The organism is Solitalea koreensis, assembly GCF_900182575.1.
In the GTDB taxonomy this organism is placed as follows: domain Bacteria; phylum Bacteroidota; class Bacteroidia; order Sphingobacteriales; family Sphingobacteriaceae; genus Solitalea; species Solitalea koreensis.
Window position 1 is genome coordinate 273,355 of record NZ_FXSZ01000001.1, and the last position, 20,538, is coordinate 293,892.

At 36.5% G+C, this 20,538-nt stretch carries 14 protein-coding genes; 8 read left to right on the top strand and 6 right to left on the bottom strand.

What is annotated here, in order from left to right; genetic code table 11:
• Nucleotides 1–136: 136 nt before the first annotated feature.
• Entirely contained in the window at nt 137–526 is a 390-nt protein-coding gene (locus FN756_RS01265) for a DUF4430 domain-containing protein (RefSeq protein ID WP_142600791.1), read from the bottom strand.
• 339 nt (nt 527–865) lie between these two features.
• Between FN756_RS01265 and FN756_RS01270 the strand changes: the two genes are divergently transcribed.
• From FN756_RS01270 to FN756_RS01285, 4 genes are all read left to right on the top strand, one after another.
• Nucleotides 866–1,939 (top strand): efflux RND transporter periplasmic adaptor subunit, encoded by a 1,074-nt coding sequence (locus tag FN756_RS01270; RefSeq protein WP_142600793.1) that lies wholly within the window; start codon nt 866–868, stop codon nt 1,937–1,939.
• A gap of 135 nt (nt 1,940–2,074) precedes the next feature.
• On the top strand, nt 2,075–5,191 hold the full coding sequence (locus tag FN756_RS01275) for an efflux RND transporter permease subunit (protein WP_142600794.1): 3,117 nt from the start codon (nt 2,075–2,077) through the stop codon (nt 5,189–5,191).
• The gene (locus tag FN756_RS01280) at nt 5,191–6,504 is read left to right on the top strand and encodes a TolC family protein (RefSeq protein WP_142600796.1); all 1,314 of its coding nucleotides are present in this window, start codon (nt 5,191–5,193) and stop codon (nt 6,502–6,504) included. The genes FN756_RS01275 and FN756_RS01280 overlap by 1 nt, the downstream gene beginning before the upstream one ends.
• Nucleotides 6,505–6,592: 88 nt before the next feature.
• The gene (locus tag FN756_RS01285) at nt 6,593–7,012 is read left to right on the top strand and encodes a response regulator (protein ID WP_221928995.1); all 420 of its coding nucleotides are present in this window, start codon (nt 6,593–6,595) and stop codon (nt 7,010–7,012) included.
• Here FN756_RS01285 and FN756_RS01290 read toward each other — a convergent pair.
• The gene (locus tag FN756_RS01290; RefSeq protein WP_142600798.1) at nt 7,006–7,482 is read right to left on the bottom strand and encodes a carboxypeptidase regulatory-like domain-containing protein; all 477 of its coding nucleotides are present in this window, start codon (nt 7,480–7,482) and stop codon (nt 7,006–7,008) included. The two genes, FN756_RS01285 and FN756_RS01290, sit on opposite strands and share 7 nt — an antisense overlap.
• Before the next feature lie 53 nt (nt 7,483–7,535).
• On the opposite strand from FN756_RS01290, the gene FN756_RS01295 reads away from it, so the two are divergent.
• Nucleotides 7,536–11,279 (top strand): S8 family serine peptidase, encoded by a 3,744-nt coding sequence (locus FN756_RS01295; RefSeq protein WP_142600799.1) that lies wholly within the window; start codon nt 7,536–7,538, stop codon nt 11,277–11,279.
• Between the two features lie 24 nt (nt 11,280–11,303).
• On the opposite strand, the gene FN756_RS01300 is transcribed toward FN756_RS01295, so the two are convergent.
• Genes FN756_RS01300 through FN756_RS01310 form a run of 3 tightly spaced genes read right to left on the bottom strand, consistent with a single transcriptional unit; the run spans nt 11,304 to nt 15,028 of the window.
• Entirely contained in the window at nt 11,304–12,326 is a 1,023-nt protein-coding gene (locus FN756_RS01300) for a methionyl-tRNA formyltransferase (protein WP_142600801.1), read from the bottom strand.
• Entirely contained in the window at nt 12,313–13,038 is a 726-nt protein-coding gene (locus tag FN756_RS01305) for a polysaccharide deacetylase family protein (protein WP_142600803.1), read from the bottom strand. The genes FN756_RS01300 and FN756_RS01305 overlap by 14 nt, the downstream gene beginning before the upstream one ends.
• 31 nt (nt 13,039–13,069) lie before the next feature.
• Entirely contained in the window at nt 13,070–15,028 is a 1,959-nt protein-coding gene (locus FN756_RS01310) for a polysaccharide biosynthesis protein (RefSeq protein WP_142600805.1), read from the bottom strand.
• 516 nt (nt 15,029–15,544) lie between these two features.
• Between FN756_RS01310 and FN756_RS01315 the strand changes: the two genes are divergently transcribed.
• The 3 genes from FN756_RS01315 to FN756_RS14380 all read left to right on the top strand — a co-directional run bounded on the left by FN756_RS01315 (nt 15,545) and on the right by FN756_RS14380 (nt 19,891).
• A complete protein-coding gene (locus tag FN756_RS01315) occupies nt 15,545–16,585 on the top strand; it encodes a right-handed parallel beta-helix repeat-containing protein (RefSeq protein ID WP_142600806.1) in 1,041 nt (346 codons plus the stop codon).
• Between the two features lie 164 nt (nt 16,586–16,749).
• On the top strand, nt 16,750–17,736 hold the full coding sequence (locus FN756_RS01320) for a right-handed parallel beta-helix repeat-containing protein (protein ID WP_185955144.1): 987 nt from the start codon (nt 16,750–16,752) through the stop codon (nt 17,734–17,736).
• Nucleotides 17,737–18,667: 931 nt separating this feature from the next.
• Nucleotides 18,668–19,891, top strand: coding sequence for a right-handed parallel beta-helix repeat-containing protein (locus tag FN756_RS14380; protein ID WP_185955145.1), 1,224 nt, complete (start codon nt 18,668–18,670; stop codon nt 19,889–19,891).
• Between the two features lie 50 nt (nt 19,892–19,941).
• Here the strand turns inward: FN756_RS14380 and FN756_RS01330 are convergent, their stop codons facing one another.
• Nucleotides 19,942–20,529 carry a sugar transferase gene (locus FN756_RS01330; RefSeq protein ID WP_142600809.1) on the bottom strand — a complete coding sequence of 196 codons (588 nt, stop codon included), beginning with the start codon at nt 20,527–20,529 and terminating at the stop codon, nt 19,942–19,944.
• Between the last annotated feature and the right edge of the window lie 9 nt (nt 20,530–20,538).

The following is a 20,538-nucleotide window of genomic DNA, read 5'->3' on the forward strand; positions in this document are numbered from 1 at the left end:
ATAAAATTGATAATAATAAAACGTTAATTATTTTCTTCATAACAATTGAATAAAGCGCAAGTATACGAATTAGTTTAATGCGCAAAAGTGTATAAGATTCCTTACCAAAAGTGAAAGGGCAAAAAAAAGCCGGCTATTAAGCCGGTCGCATTAACATATAGGTCCGATACTTTTCTATCATCAAAAAGTGGGCTTGAGTATCCGTAGCATAGCTTTGATAATCGAATTTCATTTCATCGTCAGGATTTAAAATTACTGAATCAATACCTTGGTCAGACACTTTATCATTGACAATTAACACCCAGAAGTTTTTCTTATTCTCCACATCATCATAAATACCATCGAGCATAAAAACCATATACCCAAGCTTATGACCAAAATATTGTAGTCCAAAACTAAAATCACTTCCTTCTAATTGATCAATATCGTAAGCACGCTCCAAGGCTTGCTGACCATTCATGTTGTTAGTCCACGGAACTTGAAACACTCTGCCGGTATCCATGATTTTAATTGTGATTAAAGACATAATATGTTATTACTTGATGAAAAAGATCTAATTAAACTAAACTTGATTGCTCTTCTAAATTTAATGAAAATCGCTTTAAATAAAAGAAGCAAGACCTCGACAATGAAGGAAATTTCCAGCATCAACCCCTTCAAGCACTTCAGTAATCACCACTTAAAGTTATCAATACTAACTAATGATTAACAACTGTATATTATATACAAAAAAAATAAATACTCCCAATTTAGTTAAAGCATTTTTAACAGTAACATAGTTGATACATTTGTAAGTTTTAAAACAATTACAAAGCATTCACACTTACATTTGAACAAAATAGTTGTTAAAACATTTTTTTTAAACATGAAGACTAAGCACATCATTTATACACTCCTTGTATTAGCATTAGGCTATTTAATCTATAACCGCATTACCGCTAAACCGGCAGGCAATCAGGCTAGAGGGAATAGAAACAGTGGAGATGGTAAAAAAAATGGACCGATGACTGTTAACGGGATAATTATTAAACCAGAGGTTTTTACAGATCATTTAAATATTACCGGAAGTATTGAAGCTAATGAAGAAATTCAGGTTCGTGGAGAAATTTCAGGTTTAATTACTGGCATCTACTTTAAAGAAGGAAGTAACGTATCGAAGGGGAGCCTTCTGATTAAAGTTAATGACAATGAACTGCAGGCACAATTAGCAAAAGCCATTACACAACAAAAATTAGCGGAAGAGAAAGAATATCGACAACGTATTTTATTACAGAAAGATGCGGTAAGTAAACAAGATTATGACGCTATTTTAGCTGAATTAAATTCTTTAAAATCAGAAACCCAACTATTCAGGGCTCAGTTACAAAAAACTGAGATCCGCGCTCCCTTTAATGGCACAATCGGCTTAAGGTCAATTTCTATGGGTGATTACATTACGCCACAAACCGTAATTGCGAATTTGGTAAATACCAATCCAGCTAAAATCACTTTTGCTGTCCCTGAAAAATACGTTCAAGTACTAAGAAAAAATAGCAGCCTTTCGTTCACTGTTGAAGGCTCAAATAAGGTGCACACCGCTAATGTATTTGCAATTGAACCAAAGATAGATGAATCAACTCGTACTGTTATGCTTAAAGCAAAGGCATCAAATGCTGATGGAAGTTTGTTAGCAGGTTCATTTGCTCGCATTGAGCTTCCTTTAAAAGAAACCACAAATGCCATTTTTGTTCCATCCCAAGCTATAGTTCCTGTATTAAAAGGTAAAAAGGTATTTATTAATAAAAATGGAACTGCACAAGAAGTGATGGTAGAAACAGGGGCAAGAACAGATGCAACTGTTCAGGTTTTAAAGGGTCTTAATACTGGAGACACTGTACTTACTACCGGTATTATGTCATTAAAAGCAGATGCCCCTATAAAGGTTAAAATTTCGAATTAAGATTGCAGCTAATGAATCTGAAACAAGATTCATAAAATTTCTCTTTTAATAAAGACTGACAAATTACAGAAGGCAGATGGCTGAAGTTTAAAGTTCTGCTTCCAAACCGACTAGTTCATATTTCATTAATTAACAATGAGTAGCATATCAACCATAAGTATAAAGCGGCCGGTATTGGCAATCGTGATGAATCTTATCATTTTATTGTTCGGATTCATTGGCTTTAAATTCTTAGGCGTTCGGGAATACCCTTCTATTGACCCGCCGGTTATTAACGTTCGGACTAATTACCCGGGAGCAAACTCTGATGTGATAGAATCACAAATCACGGAGCCGCTTGAAAAAGCAGTAAATAGCATCGATGGTATCCGTTCAATTTCATCGAGTAGTAATCAAGGCTCAAGCAATATTACCGTAGAGTTCAACCTCTCCAAAAATATGGAAGAGGCAGCTAATGATGTACGTGACAAAGTTTCTCAAGCTGTGCGCACCCTTCCTAAAGATATCGACGGATTGCCGGTCGTAACTAAAGCAGATGCGAACTCCGATGCGATTATTTCCATGACTTTGCAAAGCAACACTCGTAATCAGCTAGATGTAAGTGATTATGGAGAAAACGTTATTGCCGAACGTTTACAAACTATTCCAGGAGTGAGTTCCGTTCAAATTTGGGGTCAGAAGAAATATGCAATGCGTTTATGGCTGGACCCGGACAAACTTGCTTCGTTCGGGCTTACTACAATTGATGTCAAAAATGCTTTAGATCGTGAAAATATTGAGCTTCCAACCGGAAAAATTACAGGAAACAACACAGAATTAACAGTAAAAACGGCCGGGAACCTTTCTACAGAAGAACAATTTAATAATCTTATAATTAAAAATACGGGAAGTACCATTGTACATTTCAGCGATGTTGGCAATGCTGTACTCGGGCCTGAAAATGAAGAAACTATTCTCCGTGAATCTGGAGTCCCAATGATTGGACTTGCATTGATTCCTCAACCTGGAGCCAACTATTTGGATATTGCCAAAGAGTTCTATAAACGGTATGATCAGATCAAAAAAGATATACCTAAAGATTACAAGGTAGATATTGCACTTGACAATACAGTTTTCATTCAACGTTCAATTAATGAAGTTGCTGAAACGCTTGCAATTGCTTTAGTTCTAGTAATCTTGATTATTTATTTGTTCTTCCGTAATTGGGGAATTGCCTTCCGGCCATTAATTGATATTCCGGTTTCACTGGTAGGTACATTTTTCATTATGTATTTGATGGGGTTCTCCATAAATGTACTCACGCTCCTAGCCATTGTATTAGCCACTGGGCTTGTGGTCGATGACGGTATTGTGGTAACGGAGAATATTTACAAAAAAGTAGAAGAAGGATTATCTCCATTTCAAGCGGCAATAAAAGGGTCTAATGAAATTTTCTTCGCGGTAATTTCAACTTCCATCACCTTAGCAGCTGTATTCTTGCCTATCATTTTCCTTGAAGGATTTGTAGGTCGGCTTTTCCGTGAATTCGGTATTGTTATCGCAGCGGCAGTTTTAATATCGGCATTTGTATCATTAACCTTAACACCAATGCTCAATGCGCGCATGATTCGTGGAGGAGCTCAAAAAAACAGCAGGTTTTATGAATTAACAGAGCCTTATTTTATTGCTATGGTAGAAAACTATCGAGCTTCGCTTAATTCTTTTTTAAATAAACGATGGATTGCCATTCCATTAACAATCACTTGTATAGGGATGATTTTCTTCTTCGGAAAAATGCTTCAATCGGAGCTATCTTCTTTAGACGACCGTAGCCTGCTAAGATTACAAGTTACCGCTCCTGAAGGCGCTTCATATGACTATACCGACAATTTCATGTTGAAATTAAATCAATTAATTCTTGATTCTATTCCAGAGAAAAAAATTAGTCTAACCGTTACTTCTCCGGGATTTTCTGGAAGCGGCGCTACCAATACAGGAATGATTCGTTTGCGTTTATCTGAGCCTGAAGAAAGAAATAGAAGTCAACAACAAATTGCAGATTATCTAACCAAGCTTACAAGCAAATTTTCTGAAGCGCGTACTTTTGTTACCCAACAACAAACTATTTCGTCTAACGGACGAGGTGGCCTACCCATCCAGTATGTTTTACAGGCTCCTAATTTTGAAAAACTAAAAGAGACAGTTCCTAAATTTCAAGACGCTGTAAACCAAGATCCAACATTTATCATGACGGATGTTAATCTCAAATTCAATAAACCTGAGCTAAATATCACCATTGATCGAGAAAAAGCTAAAAGCTTAGGGGTTTCATTATTAGATGTGGCCCAGACGTTGCAATTAGGGCTTAGCGGACAGCGTTTCAGCTACTTCACTATGAATGGCAAACAATATCAGGTAATTGGCCAGTTCGACCGGGCTAATCGTGAAACGCCATTAGACTTACAATCAATGTTTGTTCGAAATAATCAAGGTCAACTTATTCAATTAGATAATGTAGTGAGCATGAAAGAAGAAAGTAGTCCACCCCAATTGTATCACAACAATAGGTTTATGTCTGCTACCGTTTCGGCTGGTTTAGCACCTGGTAAAACAATTGAAGATGGAATCAAAGCGATGGATGCGATAGCCCAAAAAACCTTGGACGAATCGGTTACAACAAGCTTAACCGGCGCCTCACAAGATTTTGCGGAGAGCTCATCAAACATCATGTTTGCCTTTATTTTGGCATTGATATTAATTTACTTGATCCTTGCTGCACAGTTCGAAAGTTTTATCGACCCCTTTATTATCATGCTTACCGTTCCATTAGCAATTGCCGGAGCAGTATTCTCCTTATGGTTATTTAATCAAACCATCAATATTTTTAGTCAGATCGGGATTATCATGTTGGTTGGCTTGGTAACTAAAAACGGTATCTTGATTGTTGAATTTGCCAACCAATTGAAAGAAAAAGGCAAAACCGTTCAGGAAGCTATTCGTGAAGCCGCCGCCGCTCGTTTACGCCCAATATTGATGACTAGTATAGCTACGGCATTGGGAGCTTTACCAATTGCAATGGCATTGGGAGCCGCTGCAAAAAGCCGTATGAGTATGGGCATTGTGGTAATTGGAGGGTTAATGTTTTCACTTGCTCTTACTTTATTTGTAATCCCTGCAATTTATTCTTACTTATCAAAAGAACACCAACTCTCACCTGACGAAACAGGATCAGCTGAAGTTACTGAAAAACAAGTAGAACCTGTATTAAATTAATGATGAAGAAATTAAGCCTTGCTGTGATAGTATTGTTTTCAATCTATTGTAAAAGAACTTCTGCTCAATATACAGAAGTTCTTTCACTCGAAAAAGCCACAGAAATAGCATTAAAGAATAATTATTCGATTGAAATTGCCCGCAACAACTCCTTAATTGATAAAAACAATGCAACACGTGCAAATGCAGGTATGCTCCCTCGTGTAGATGCAACGGCAGGAACTGTTCGTAATATCAACGATACCAAAACCACCTTTTTTAACGGTACTGAGCAAAATAAAAACGGTGCTCACTCCAATTCATACAATGCAAACGTAGGACTTACATGGACCATTTTTGATGGTATGCAAATGTTTGCCACCTACGATAAATTAAAGCAGGTGGATGCCTTGGGAGAAACCAATGCAAAAATCACAGTGCTGACGACTATGTATGATATCACAACTATTTATTATGATATTGTTCGTAAACAACGTGAAATAAATACCTTTAAAGAGGCATTGGATATATCAAGAATGCGGGTTAAAAATGCAGCGAATAAATATTATGTTGGCTCGGGATCCAAACTCGATCTGTTAGCATCAAAAGTCGACCTAAATGCCGATACCACCAACCTTATTCGCCTCGAGCAAGATTTAAAAGCAACAAAAATCAATCTTAACAATTTATTAGCAAGAGAAGTAACAATTGATTTCACCGCTCAAGATACTATTCCAATCGACAAATCTTTAACCTATGAAGAAACCCGGAATAGGATAATGAGTCAAAACCCTCAATTAACTGCTGCTTATTTAAATCAAAATATTTCAAAATTTGGTTTAAAAGAGATCAAAGCGAATCGTTACCCGACTGTGAGTCTTAATAGTAATTACAGCTTCTTAAAATCCCAATCAGAGGTAGGACAAACACTATCCAACCGAAACCTAGGATTCAATTATGGAGCTACCGCGTCGATTAATATCTTTAACGGTTTATTACAACATCGTCAGGAGAAAAATGCTGCATTTAATATTAAAAATGCCGAACTCTTTTATCAACAAGTTAAACAACAATTGGATGCAAGTTTGAATAATGCCTACAATAATTACGTAAACAGCATTGTCCTCATCGGACTGGAGGAGGAAAATAAAGAAGTGGCTAAACAAAACCTGGAAATTACTGTAGAGAAATATAAACTTGGAAACATTACGGCTTTGGATTTAAGAGATGCGCAACAAAATTATTTGCAGGCCGACTTTAGGTATACCAATGCGCAATATGAAGCTAAACTAGCAGAAATTGGATTGAAATTATTATATGGATCACTATATTAATAGTTGTTTTTTTGCATTTTTTTTTATAATATAGATGTCTCAATTAAACGCTTTCGAACCTAAAAAATTAAACCTAATCCCCTGTTGAATGGAAAGTTATATCTACAATTCGGCTTTGATTATTGATGATAGCACCATTGACAATCTGATTCATAAAAAAATTCTTATAAACTATCAGTTTGTAAAGAATGTGCACTGCTCTGTTTCCGTTAAGGAAGCTCTCCATTATTTGAATGTGTTACAGGAAAATGGTGAAGCGCTTCCAGAGCTGATTTTCCTGGATATCAGGATGCCTGACATGAACGGCTTTGACTTCTTAAAGCTTTTCGAAAAACAACATCCTAATATTACTGACAAATGTAAAGTTTACATGTTATCATCCTCTCTTGACCCTGTGGATCATGAACGAATTGTAAATTATAAGTTTGTGCGTAAATTCTTAGGCAAACCACTAACCAGACAAATACTCGAAGAAGAATTTACAGCCCAATCCGAAATCGATCAATAACTTGCTGCGTAATCAACTATTAATTCTATTTTAGCAATTTCCCCTGCCTTCACTTCAACAGGACATATATTGTTATGGCCATCAAAACGGTTAGCAAATAATCCCTTTTCTTCCCGGACAAAAATTGAATAATTTCCGGGAGGCAGCTTCAACAAAAAATATCCAGCAGAATCGCTCCTTGTTCTTCCAACTTCAGCTGTTTTAATGGCCGAAAAAAAAGTTTTGCATTGTTTAGTTTCGTTTGTTTTCGTGAGTTTAAACACTACAATTTCTCTAACAATGGGTTTTCCTTTCATACCTGTAGCAGACTCATCAGGTGACGGCATTTGATTCCCGGACCGCCAAAACACAACTCCTTCAATTCCTTGACTCTGTTTATTACTTTGCTGAATAATTGAATCGGTTTTTGCTGAGTATACAAATGAAAATATAAATATTAAAACTGCATCGATCATACGAATCATGTTCATTAACATATTGAAAAAACAAATACCTTTAGCATTGTAATTAAATGTCTTCCTGAATGAGAAAACTTTTCTTCCCGTTTGTATTGGTTTTATTTCTAGTGCACGGTTCTCAAGTTGTGTATTCACAAAACTATAAAGAGATCAGTCGTACTCAAAAAAAGGTACTCACTAAGCTTTCTGATAAACTTAAAGATAACTATAAATTAAATCATGAACGCGTACTTGCTCTTGCTAAAGAGAAAAAATGGGAGGTATTCAAGGTTAATAAAGATGGCAGCATTATGGGCTTACAGGGAGTTGACTCAAAAGGATACCCAATTTACCTTATAACCAACAACTTAAGCTCAGCAGCAACATTACAAACAGATGCCCTATGGCCTGGAGGCTCAACAGGTTTTAACTTAAAAGGCTCAAAAAGTTCATTAGCCGGAAAAATTGCAATTTGGGACGGGAGTCAGGTTTTGGGGACTCATCAGGAATTTGCAGGTAGAATAAAAAACGGTGATAACACCAGTTCTTATGAAAGCCATACTACCCATGTGGCCGGCACGCTAATAGCTTCCGGAATCAATCCTTCGGCCAAAGGAATGGCCTTTGCCGCACCAGACTTATATTCATACGACTTCTTTAATGATGACGCTGAAATGGCTAAAGCAGCTGCTGACCGAGGATTATTATTATCCAATCATTCATATGGAAACATTGCAGGTTGGCGATTTAACTCCGATCGTGCAGGAACAAATCAAGATCCGCAGTGGGAATGGTGGGGGCAAGAAGGTCAATTTGAGGATTATAAATTCGGATCATACACCTCATTTGCTACCAATTGGGATAAAATTGCATTTAACGCTCCTTATTATTTGATTGTAAAATCTGCAGGCAATAATCGTAATCAAACCGGACCTAATATCGGGCAAGCTTACTATCAACGAAATGATCAAGGAACGTTTAAATTAGTTAATCAGCGAGTTGCCGGCGCTATTTCCAACAACGACAGCTATGACATTCTTTCTACCACAAGTAATGCTAAAAACATTCTTGTGGTAGGAGCGATCCAACCGTTAACCAATGGAAAATACAACCAACCCTCTGATGTAATACTTGCTCCGTTTAGCTCATGGGGCCCCACTGATGATGGCCGTATTAAACCGGATGTAGTTAGTTTGGGGATCAATGTATTATCCACTAGTTCAGCAGCAAATGATGCTTATGCAATTATGGATGGCACCTCAATGGCTGCACCTGCAGTAACAGGGACTGCTCTTTTATTACAAGAGCATTATTCGAATTTGAATAACAATAACTTCATGCGATCAGCCACCTTAAAAGGCTTAATTATTCATACAGCTGATGAAGCAGGCAATGCCCCAGGCCCCGACTACCAAAATGGCTGGGGGCTAGTAAATGCAAAACGCGCAGCATTGTTGATCAGCAATAATAATAATCAAGGCAGCTTAATTCAGGAACGCAGCCTAAATCAAGGAGAAAAATATCAATTTCAAGTAATTGCATCGGGAACCGAACCACTTGCTGCCACGATTGCATGGACAGATCCGGACGCTACACCTACTGCTGATGGTATAGTTAACAGCAAAGACTTAAAACTGATTAATGATCTTGATATCAGAATAACTTCGGCAAACAATACATTTGCGCCTTGGATACTCGACCCTGCAAACCCGGCTAATCCGGCAACAACCGGCGATAATTTTCGCGATAATATTGAAAAAATATTTATTGCGGCATCCCAACCTGGGGAGGTTTACACCATAACGGTTTCACATAAAGGCACTCTCAAAAACGGAAAACAGGACTATTCCATCATTGTTTCGGGAGTTGGAGGCAAAAGCTACTGCACTTCAGCAGGATTATCTCCAACAGGTTCCAGAATCACGAACGTATTCATGGGAAGAATTAACAATAATACGGCAGGTTTGTGTACCGGTTATTCAAATTTTTCGAATTTATCAACATCAATTGAACCAAGTCAAGTTTTACCCTTGAGTATTACAACCGGCAATTGCGGATCGGCAAATCCTTCTATCGTAAAGGTTTTTGTTGACTGGAATAGCAATGGAAGCTTCGATGATGCTGGAGAATTGGTTTCAACCAACCCCAATATTGCGCCTGGATCAACCATTAACACAACAATTACCGCTCCCAATAACATTACAATTGGAAAAACGGTTCGAATGCGCATCATTTTACAGGAAGGAACAGATCCTAATTCAGTCATTTCTTGCGGCAGTTATGCTTCGGGTGAAACTGAAGATTATGCCATAGCTATAGTTCCTCCTTCAAATGACATTGCAGTAACAGCGTTAGTAAATCCTGATAATAATTCCTGTCAAAATAATAATCAAAACGTTACTGTTAGGATAACAAATGAAGGCACTTTAACTCAAAGCAATATTCCGGTGAGCACTGTACTAAGTGACGCTACCGGAGCACTTAAAACGTTTACGGGAATAATTGCAGGGCCTCTATCAAGGGGCGCAGCTATTAATTTTACTTTTCCTGAAACATTCAGCAGTATTGGCGGGCATAATTACACTTTTACTACCACTGCCAATCTTAGCGGAGACCAGATAGGCAGTAATAATACGCTTATTCAAACCGTTGTTACAAATCCAGTACCGTCTCCTCCTCTATTATCAGCTGCAATTTGTGATGATGTGCCAGGCAATGTTCTATTACAAGCATCAACAACATCAGGAACAACATTTTGGTACGACAGCCCAACTGCTACAAATCCAATAGCGGCAGGCAATAAAGCAATGACCACCACTAATGCAACTGTTTTATATGGAGCTTTAAATGATTTTAGTGGAAGTGTTGGACCTGTAAACAAATCAGTTTTTGGATTTACTGGAAGTGCCTACAATCAATTTAGTCCTTCAGTAAAAATTACCGCTCTTGCTCCTATTGAACTGGAAAAAGCACGGCTATACATTGGGCACTCAGGAATCATTAATTTCTCTGTAACCAATGAAAAAACAGGAGAAGAAGTATCATCAGTAAGCTTAAATGTAACTGCCACCCGCAAACCAGAAGCCTTAGGAGCACAATTAGTAGATCCCACTGATACAGGGACTGTTTATAATCTCAATTTAAAAATACCTGTGCCAGGCAACTACCTCATTAATATAAGCTATGATAAAGATGCAACCATTTTACGCAATAATGCCAATGTAAATGGATATCCATTTCAAATATCAGGAGTGATGTCAATAACAGGTAACACCGCTTCCACTGGCCCCCTCAATTACTATTATTACTTCTACGACATGAAAGTAAAAGCCTTGGGTTGTATTAGTCCACGAGAGGCTGTTAGTGTAAACAAACCTCTTATAACTTTAGTAAATGGGGAACTGGTATCAAATCAACTAGGAAATAATCAATGGTATTTAAACGGCAGATTAATAGAGAAAGCAACAGACTCCCATTATAAACCTGAACATTCAGGCACTTATCAGGTAAAAGTAGAAGGTGAATGCACTTCTTCATCAAACGAAATCAATTATACTCGTCCTGATATCCCTTCAAATATTGACATGAAATTATTTCCGGTACCAGCGGCAGACTTATTTACCTTACAATTCAATGCTTGGGAAACAAGTAATCTGGAAGTAAGAATCTTAGATATTAATGGCAAGGTAATTTTAAGGGAAACAGGAGAAAACTTCAGCGGATTGTATTCAAAAACCTATCGCCTGGATGACTATGCAACAGGTGTTTATTTAGTAGATGTAAAAATTAATACCAAAGACTATATTCAGAAATTTACGGTAGTTAAATAATAAGACTGTGGGTGTCGTGCTTTTTTAGTGCGACACTTTTTTATTGATTAAATAGAAGTTTTCTTCAGGAATATCATAAAAACCAAATTTGTTTAATTGGAAATCAGTAACGATCGTTCCATTATTTCCAAACCGCATACCTCTTTTTAACAGCCCTTTAAACACAAAATCAGTCACTAATAGCAAACCGCCAAAACACTTCACCAAAAAGGCTTCATTTGTTAGCACCTCAACAATTGTCCCTGGCTCCTCATTATCATAACCAAATTCGTGTACATCGAAGGGTTGCGATTGAAATATCACCATCTTCTCTCCATTCAAAAAGGAAAAAGCACCGTTAAAAGGCTTGGTAACTGCACGAATGAATCGTTCGATATAATAAAGATCTCTATCCCATTCAATTAAACTATCATCCGGATTACGCTTAGGGTAATAAGTAGGAATAATAGCTGGTTGTTTATGAAGGAGCTGTTCATTTTTTAAAAGCTTAGCAAGGTTTTTCTCGATCAAGTATTTCATTGCTAAAGTATTCTTAAAATGCATGGTTGCTGCATTATCTCTTTCAGTTATGGTAAACTTAAATGAATCTACAATATCACCAGAATCGATTCCTGAATTAAATTTGAATAAGTTTGTATAAAACACCTTTCTATCTTCAATAATCGACCAATTCATTGGAGAACGCCCTCTACCCAATGGCAAGTTGAGCGAACTCCCATGCATACCAAAGGCTCCAATGGTTAAATTATCCAATATCGATTCGGGCAACAATCGTTGCCAGCCTATTACGAAGGCAATATCAATTTGTTGAGCATTGATGAAATTAATATCCCCTTGAGATTTTAAGGAATAGGATTGGGCTGAATAAACCTTTACGAGGTTACCAATTTCAGAGAAGTCATAATAATCCGCAACTTCATTTTCTCTAGCCAAATACGGATCAATTGTAATCAATAAAGAAACAGGCACTTTATCACCTAATGCATCTAATATAAATTTGGTAGTTTGTTTACAGCCAAAAACTGCAATTTTTTTATAATTCGCCATAAATATCTCTAAACGGTTTACAATTATTAGCGATATGCTCTTTCATCACTATTTTCTTTTGAGCATAATAACTCTTAAGTTTATCTAAGTTACTAGAACCATTTATTACCCACCATATAGGATGTATTAAGATTTGCAATGTTTTTCCTTGTTCAAACTCTTCTGATTCAAATGGATGTCCATATCGCCATTCTCCGGTTGAATCAGCGAAATATTTTATATTCTTAAAATACTTACTTTGATAAGCGTGTTCGATTCCCATAATTGGAGAATCATATTCTAAGAAAAAGGAATTAGGACGATGTATACTGATTGTATTAACTTTAGTGTCAAAAAAATGCTCAAAAAAGGCAACTTCTACCTCCAAGCCTTTTGAAAAATCAGTATAGACTGTTGGATCAAAATGAATGCTTATTGTATGCCCTAAACCTTGGATGGCTTTAATGGCCTCAAAATTAGCTTTAGAGGCAACATTATAAGAATCGCTGCTTACGAGAAAAAAATACGTCGATTTCACACCCATATTTTCTTCAAGTTGAGCTAATTGATAGGCAAGCTGACAATCAAAATCAACATCATGGCGTAAAATTATTTGTTTTTTAGGTCGAGAGAGTTCTGAAAAACTGATAAACTCATAACCTTTTCTTAACTGCGTTTCCACAAAGCTTACATAGCTGCCGAGGTTGTTTTCAACAATAAGTGTATTTTTCATAATAGAGTAGAATAATAAAGTAGAAAGTATGTTATAGCATAACAGCATCTAATACCTCAAAGACGGATTGTCTACTTTTGTACTCTGGAACGATTTGCTTCATTTTTTGCACAGTAAGATTATCATTATTAGTTGCCGCGTTACTCAACAGTTCTTCAATTTGAGCAACGATTTGAACAAATGGATATTTCTTAACCTTAGCAATCATGATTTTTTCATGCTGATTTTTTTCACAGTGTTCAAAAGCAGTTAATGTTTCTTCATATAATTTTTCACCCGGACGTAATCCTGTATAAACAATCTGAATATCCTTATCGTATGTTAATCCTGATAATTGGATCATTTTTTTAGCGAGATCAACAATTTTCACGGACTCTCCCATATCAAAAACAAATATTTCTCCTCCATTTCCCATGGTGCCTGCTTCTAATACTAATTGGCAAGCTTCAGGAATAGTCATGAAATACCTATTAATATCAGGGTGAGTTACTGTTACCGGCCCTCCTTTTTCTATCTGTTCTTTAAAACGGGGAATTACAGAACCATTTGAGCCCAACACATTCCCAAAGCGAGTGGTGATAAATTTTGTAGTTGGTTGTGTTTGATTATGAGACAAGAAATCATCTAACGATTGAATGTAAATTTCTGCAATACGCTTGGATGCCCCCATGACATTGGTAGGATTCACAGCTTTATCAGTAGAGATCATGACAAACTTTTTAACACCATACTTTATTGCCAGATCTGCAACCACCTTTGTACCTCCAACATTATTTAGAATGGCCTCAGCAGGATATTTCTCCATCATTGGCACATGCTTATACGCTGCAGCATGAAATACGTAATCAGGGGTGTATTTCTTAAAAACGCATTCCATCTTTTCAAAATTCTTTATATCAACAATAACCGACTGAAATACTTTATCAGGAAAAATTTCTTTTAATTCAAGTTCAACATTATAGAGAGCCGTTTCGGCAATATCACATAAAACAACTACTTTAGGATTGTAGGAAAACACCTGCCTTACTATTTCACTACCAATTGACCCTGCCGCCCCCGTAATCAGTATCTTTTTATCTGAAATCTGTTCAAAAATGGAGTAATTATTAATCTGGATAACATCCCTTTCGAGCAGTTCCTCAATCTTAATTTTCCGTAATTGATTGATATTGAACTCTCCATTAATCCATTTTTTAACAGAAGGCACGTAAACCACCTTAACATTATTTAATAGACATAAGTCTACAACCTCCCTTTTTCGTTTGGCTTCAAGATGCTGGATGCTAAATATCACCTGCTCAACTCTATACTTTTTTATTAATTCGTTTAAATCGTTTCTGGCATTGTATATTTTCACACCTTCAATAGTTTTACCGACCTTATTTGGATCATCATCAATAAAGGCTACTACCTTCATTCCCCCTCTTTTCTCCTGATTGATCAACTGTTCTGCCATTCGTCCACAATCACCTGCACCGAAAACAATAACAGGCTTTAATGCACTGCTGTATTCAGCAGTTAATGATTGAAATGTAAACTTTACCAGAAACCGATAGCTAACAAGAAGGAAAAACAAAATGAGAAAATGGCATAAAATAACACTCATTGGCAACTCAAACGAGACGTTAAGAATATTCAATACCAGTTTTAAAAAAACAAGTAATAACACGTTTGAAATAGCCGCCAAAAAAATTCCAAGTAAATCTTGTAAGCTGGTTAACCGAATTATACTGGTATATGTTTTAATCCTGCTAAAAATGAAAAGACTTACCAACAAATTAGTTATAAAAAGATGTTTAAGCCCTTCATGGGCTATTAAATCATTTTTATTAAAATCAAAATAAAGTACAAATGCAAATACAAAGGATAGAGAACTCAAAAAATTATCAATAAAAAAAATAATCCACGTAGGCACAAATCTAAAAGTGGATAGACGAAAAGTAAAAGAAGCTACTTTTTTTACTTTAGAAGAGGAAGAGAGCGTAAACATAAATCGGTACAGTTTTTCTTTACATGTTGAGTAGTAAAATTTTATTCATTGCGCCTTAATCTGATAATTAAAAAACAGTTCACTATTGTGTACTGTGGTATACATTGCAGACGAACATAAATACAAAAATCAAACCTATGCCAACAACAATAACCAAATACTTAATATTCAAACACTTAGTAACAAGCCATCTCTTTTAATTACAAAAAGAGCTTTATAGTTACTTACACAAAACGAGCCTTAAACAAGAGCAGAATATCAGTGTTCACAAAACCACACAAGCCTATCGAAAACAAGAAAACAGGATACTTATGAAAACAGTACCCAAATAACAAAAACTATAACAAATTTATAATCAACTGTTTAAAAACCAAACATCAAAAACTTGAGCATTAAAGTCTACACGCTACCCTTGCTGATTAAAAAAGTAAGTAATCAAAAAATAGAATTAAACAATAACTATTAATTAGTAGATTTAAGAACAATCAGGTACAAAAGATTGACACTAAAAATAACATGAGCTTTTTATTAGGCATTTTGTTAAGTGCATCAATGGTTTCTTGTGAAAAATCAGAAGCACTGCTAACTTTATACAACAATGTAATTTCTATAGAAGTTTCAAAACTGATTAATTCAAATGCAGCTGAAACTTCAAAAACTCAAACTCAACCTGCAGGAAAATATAAAAAAACCATAGTTTCAACTTTATCGGCATTAACCAGTGCATTAAACGATGCAGCTCCGAATGACACCGTTTATGTTGACGACAAGGCAAAAATTAATATTACATCATCATTATCACTTCCTCGGGGTGTAAAGCTTTACAGTGGCAGAGGTGAAAATGGAGCAATAGGCGGCTTGGTATACACTACTGACCTAGGTTTAACTATGTTTAAAACTACCGGTAGCGATGTAAGAGTTTCGGGACTCCGTATTAAAGGCCCTAGCACTACTACTACCCCAGTTACAATCAACTACAGCAACATTGGCATCTTGGTTAATAAAGAAAATGTATTGATCGATAATGTTGAAGTTTTTGGGTTCCCTTATGCAGGCATCAAAGTTCAACATACTAAAACATGTCACATAACTAAAAGCTATATTCACCACAACCAACGTTCAGGTTTAGGATACGGGATCGTGTTAGATAAAGGTTTTGCTTTAATTGATTATAACTACTTTGACTACAACCGTCACGCAATTGCAGGAGGTGGTGCATCGGGTACAAGTTTTGAGGCCGCATTCAACACTGTTCTTCCGCATGCAACTGAACACTCATTTGATATGCACGGTTCAGAAGGCGACTATAAAGGTGTAGGGGGCACTTCAATAAATATTCATGATAACACTTTCTACATGGGAAAATACAGAGCAATCACCATTCGTGCTACTCCTGAGAAAGAATTGATTATCAAAAACAACAAGTTCGTGCATACTAGTGAGTCTGCTGCAATTCTATTGTTTCCTAGCGGAACCTGGGGGATAAAAAACATTTCAGGTAATACTTATAAAATCCCTACAATATCAATATTTAAAGTTGGACCGAAAACAATGTAACCTTGCTTACCATACTTCATACTCAAAAAACATCCTTGGCAACACTTTCCCCAAAAGCTTCAAGCGCCTAAAATCAAAACAATAACTACATTAAATCTGTAATTATAATTACAATATGGATCAGGAGAAAAACCAAAATGAATTCCTTAATTGTAATTTTATGCATGATGGTCCTTATATCATGTAAAAAAACAGAAGTGCCGGAGCAAGGTTATTTTAACCCTATCCCAATAGATACAGTAAAAATAACACCCGTTACACTTGAAAAGTATGATTATTTGGCTACCAATGCTGATGAACTTATTTCAGCATTAGATAAAGCTAAACCCGGAGAGGTGGTTTTTATAGATAAAAACGCCCAAATTGACCTCAGCAATTCTAACACTATCTCACTTCGGCGAGGAGTAAAGCTATACAGCAGCAGAGGAGTTGATGAATCCCTTGGAGGATTAGTATACTCCAACAATCCAAACAAAACCATGTTTAGTATTATTGGCGATAATGTTAGAATTTCTGGTGTTCGCATTCAAGGGCCACATGGTTCTACCACTAATATAAACCCCGATTATTATGTAGGAATTCAGGTAACAGCAGAACTAGCCTTAATTGATAACTGTGAAATTTTCGGTTGGCCGTATGCCGCTGTTAAATTTAGAAATACGCACTCAGGTCATATTTCAGCGTGTTACCTACATCATAATCAGAATAATGGATTAGGTTATGGAGTTGTATTAGAAAGAGGTTATGCTTTAATTGATTATAACTATTTTGATTATAACCGACATGCCATTGCCGGCGACGGACGAGCAGGAACAAGTTATGATGCAGCCTACAATACTATTTTATCTCATGGAACTGCTCATTCATTTGATATGCATGGCTCGGAAGGTGACAACCAGGGAATAGGAGGAACAGCAATCAATATTAACAACAATACTTTCTATATGCGTAATTTCAAAGCCATTACTATACGAGCCACTCCTGAAAAAGAATTGATCATAAAAGACAATAGATTTGTGCATCCCAATGAGCAGTCAGCAATTTCGATACTATCCAGTGGCAATTTTGGTTCAGAAATGATTTCTGATAATACATTCAATATCCCTCCAAAAGAAATAATCATTCAATTACATACAGAGGTGAATAATTAACCAATTCGCAGCTACGACTCGACAAGCACAAAAAAACATACACTCAATGACTGTATACCAGGCAGTTAACAACGTGAGATTAATGAAAATTTGGGGAATTAATTTCCATTGCATAACCATTTGGGGTGTGTGATCTACACAATATTACGCGCACCTTCTAACTAATTAACACTTCTTTAAAAAATCACAAAAACGTAAATCATTCTTGAAAGCCTATGTTATTAAAGTGATTATAATTTTTATCTCCTGCACAGGAAGACCATCTACACTATATCTATTTTTTTATTCTTAAAAATCAACAACCTCTTTTGGCATTTTAGATCACTTTGGCTCTATGGAGCGCTAATTGACTATAGATGAACCATTGATTGGAAAATTACGCCCAGTCAATAATTAAATTTTAAATCAAATATTTTTTAAAAACCATAAGATTTTGAGCAAACCAAAAATTTAATAGCAATACTCTCTAAATTCTCTCTCTCTAAATTCTCTCTCTAAATTTTCTCGCTCTCTAAGGCAAGTATCGTTTTATTTAATTACGATAATTGAAAACAATATCCCGTCATTTCTATGGCTTGTATTGTTGGATTTAACACAATTAGCGAAACAATTGTATTGTTAAGCTAATCGTAATCCAATTTTCATGTCCGGCGCTGACCGATATGTTTCACTTTTCTGATTAAACCCAAACGCTACGCTGCCTCCGACAAATGATGTTCATTTTTGAAACATCGCCAGTCATCCTCATGATTTTTTCATGATTTAAAAAATTAGCCTTGGAGCTAAGGGGCCTTTTTGTGCCCAATTTAAGGCAGATGGTAATTTTTTATGCCTTTGCCGATTAAAAGTGTAACCAAACAAAAAACAATTAAATAGTAATACTATGAGCATGAGAAATTTTTTCGGATTAGGGAATTATTCAAAAAACAAAATGAGCCTAATTTTAGGCTTGGCATTAAGCGTTTCAATCATTTCTTGTACTAAAGAAGAAGAAATACAACCTACAGAATCCAATACAGAGGTAACACCAAGTGATAGTACAGGTATTAGTGTAACTCCTCCAAGTACAACTCCACCTGCAATTGACCCAGGAACACCTGTAACACCGCCGGCAGTTGATCCAGGTGCGCCAGCTACTCCGCCACCAACCACAACGCCGCCGCCAATTACAACGACGCCGCCGCCAACAACTACGACGACGCCACCACCGACTACGACAACGCCACCACCGACTACGACAACGCCGCCGCCAACTATGACGACGCCGCCTACAGATAAGTATGATTATTTGGTGTCAACTTCGGCTGAGCTTGTTTCAGCATTAGGAAAAGCAACTTCAGGTCAAATTGTATATGTTGCTGACAATGCAAAAATTGACCTTACTAATACAGCCACAATTTCGCTTAAAGCAGGAGTTAAACTGTACAGTGGCAGAGGTAAAAATGGTGCATTAGGCGGTTTGGTATATACCAACAGCTTGACGAAAACCATGTTTAAGACGGCAGGAACCAATGTTAACATTAATGGTCTTCGTATTCAAGGGCCAAGTACTACCACTGCATCCGTTACGATTAACTACAGCATGATTGGAGTATTGGTTAACCACGATGGCGCTTTAATTGAAAATGTTGAAGTATTCGGTTTCCCATATGCAGGTATTAAATTCCAGGGTAACAAAACTGGTCGTGTAACCAAATCATACATTCACCACAACCAACGTGCAGGTTTAGGATACGGTATCGTGTTGGATAAAGGTTTTGCCTTAATCGATTATAACTACTTTGACTACAACCGTCACGCAATTGCAGGTGGTGGTGCTTCGGGCACAAGCTTTGAAGCAGCCTTCAACACTGTACTTGAGCACGCAACCGAACACTCGTTTGATATGCACGGTTCAGAAGGAGACTACAAAGGTGTAGGCGGTACTTCAATCAACGTACACGATAACACGTTCTACATGGGTCAGTACAGAGCAGTTACGATTCGTGCGACACCGGAGAAAGAGTTGATCATTAAAAACAACAAGTTTATTCACAAGAGCCAGGATCCTGCAATTCTGTTGTTCTCTAGCGGATCTTGGGGTTCGACAACTATTTCAGGAAACACTTACGGTATTCCTTTGGTAAGTGTGAATGTAGGACCGAAAACATTATAATATCCAACATCAATAAAAAGGTGGACACTCAACTAGACTGTCCACCTTTTTTATTTTAAGATTTTGAAGATTGTTAAAAAAATAATCTTAATGTCTTCAGTTATACTTTTCCGCTTAATGTAGTCCAAACTATACCTAAGCTTTATGGGGAGAATTGTTGTAATATAATACGATTCAGGATCGTCAGCATTTACCATTAATTCAGCCTCATTCCTAAATACGATTGATGCATAATCGGTAATACCTGGACGCACCGAAAGAACTTGTTTTTGCTCAGGAGAATAAAACTGCACGTATTTACGCACTTCAGGCCGTGGACCAACTAAGCTCATATTTCCTTCTAACACATTAAATAGTTGAGGCAATTCATCTAATTTATACTTTCTTAAAAAATATCCAATCTTTGTTACCCGGCTGTCACGATCCCCAATCGTCAACAATCCCTTACCATCAGAATTCATATACATGGTTCTGAATTTATATAGATTAAAATCCCGATTTTCTTTACCTACGCGCTTTTGAACATATACGATTCCCCCCCTTGAATCAATCATTACTAGAAAAGCGATGATGAGTAATAGCGGAGAAAGAAGTACTAAAGCAATCAATGAGGATGAAAAATCGAGCATTCTTTTCATTAGAAAGTA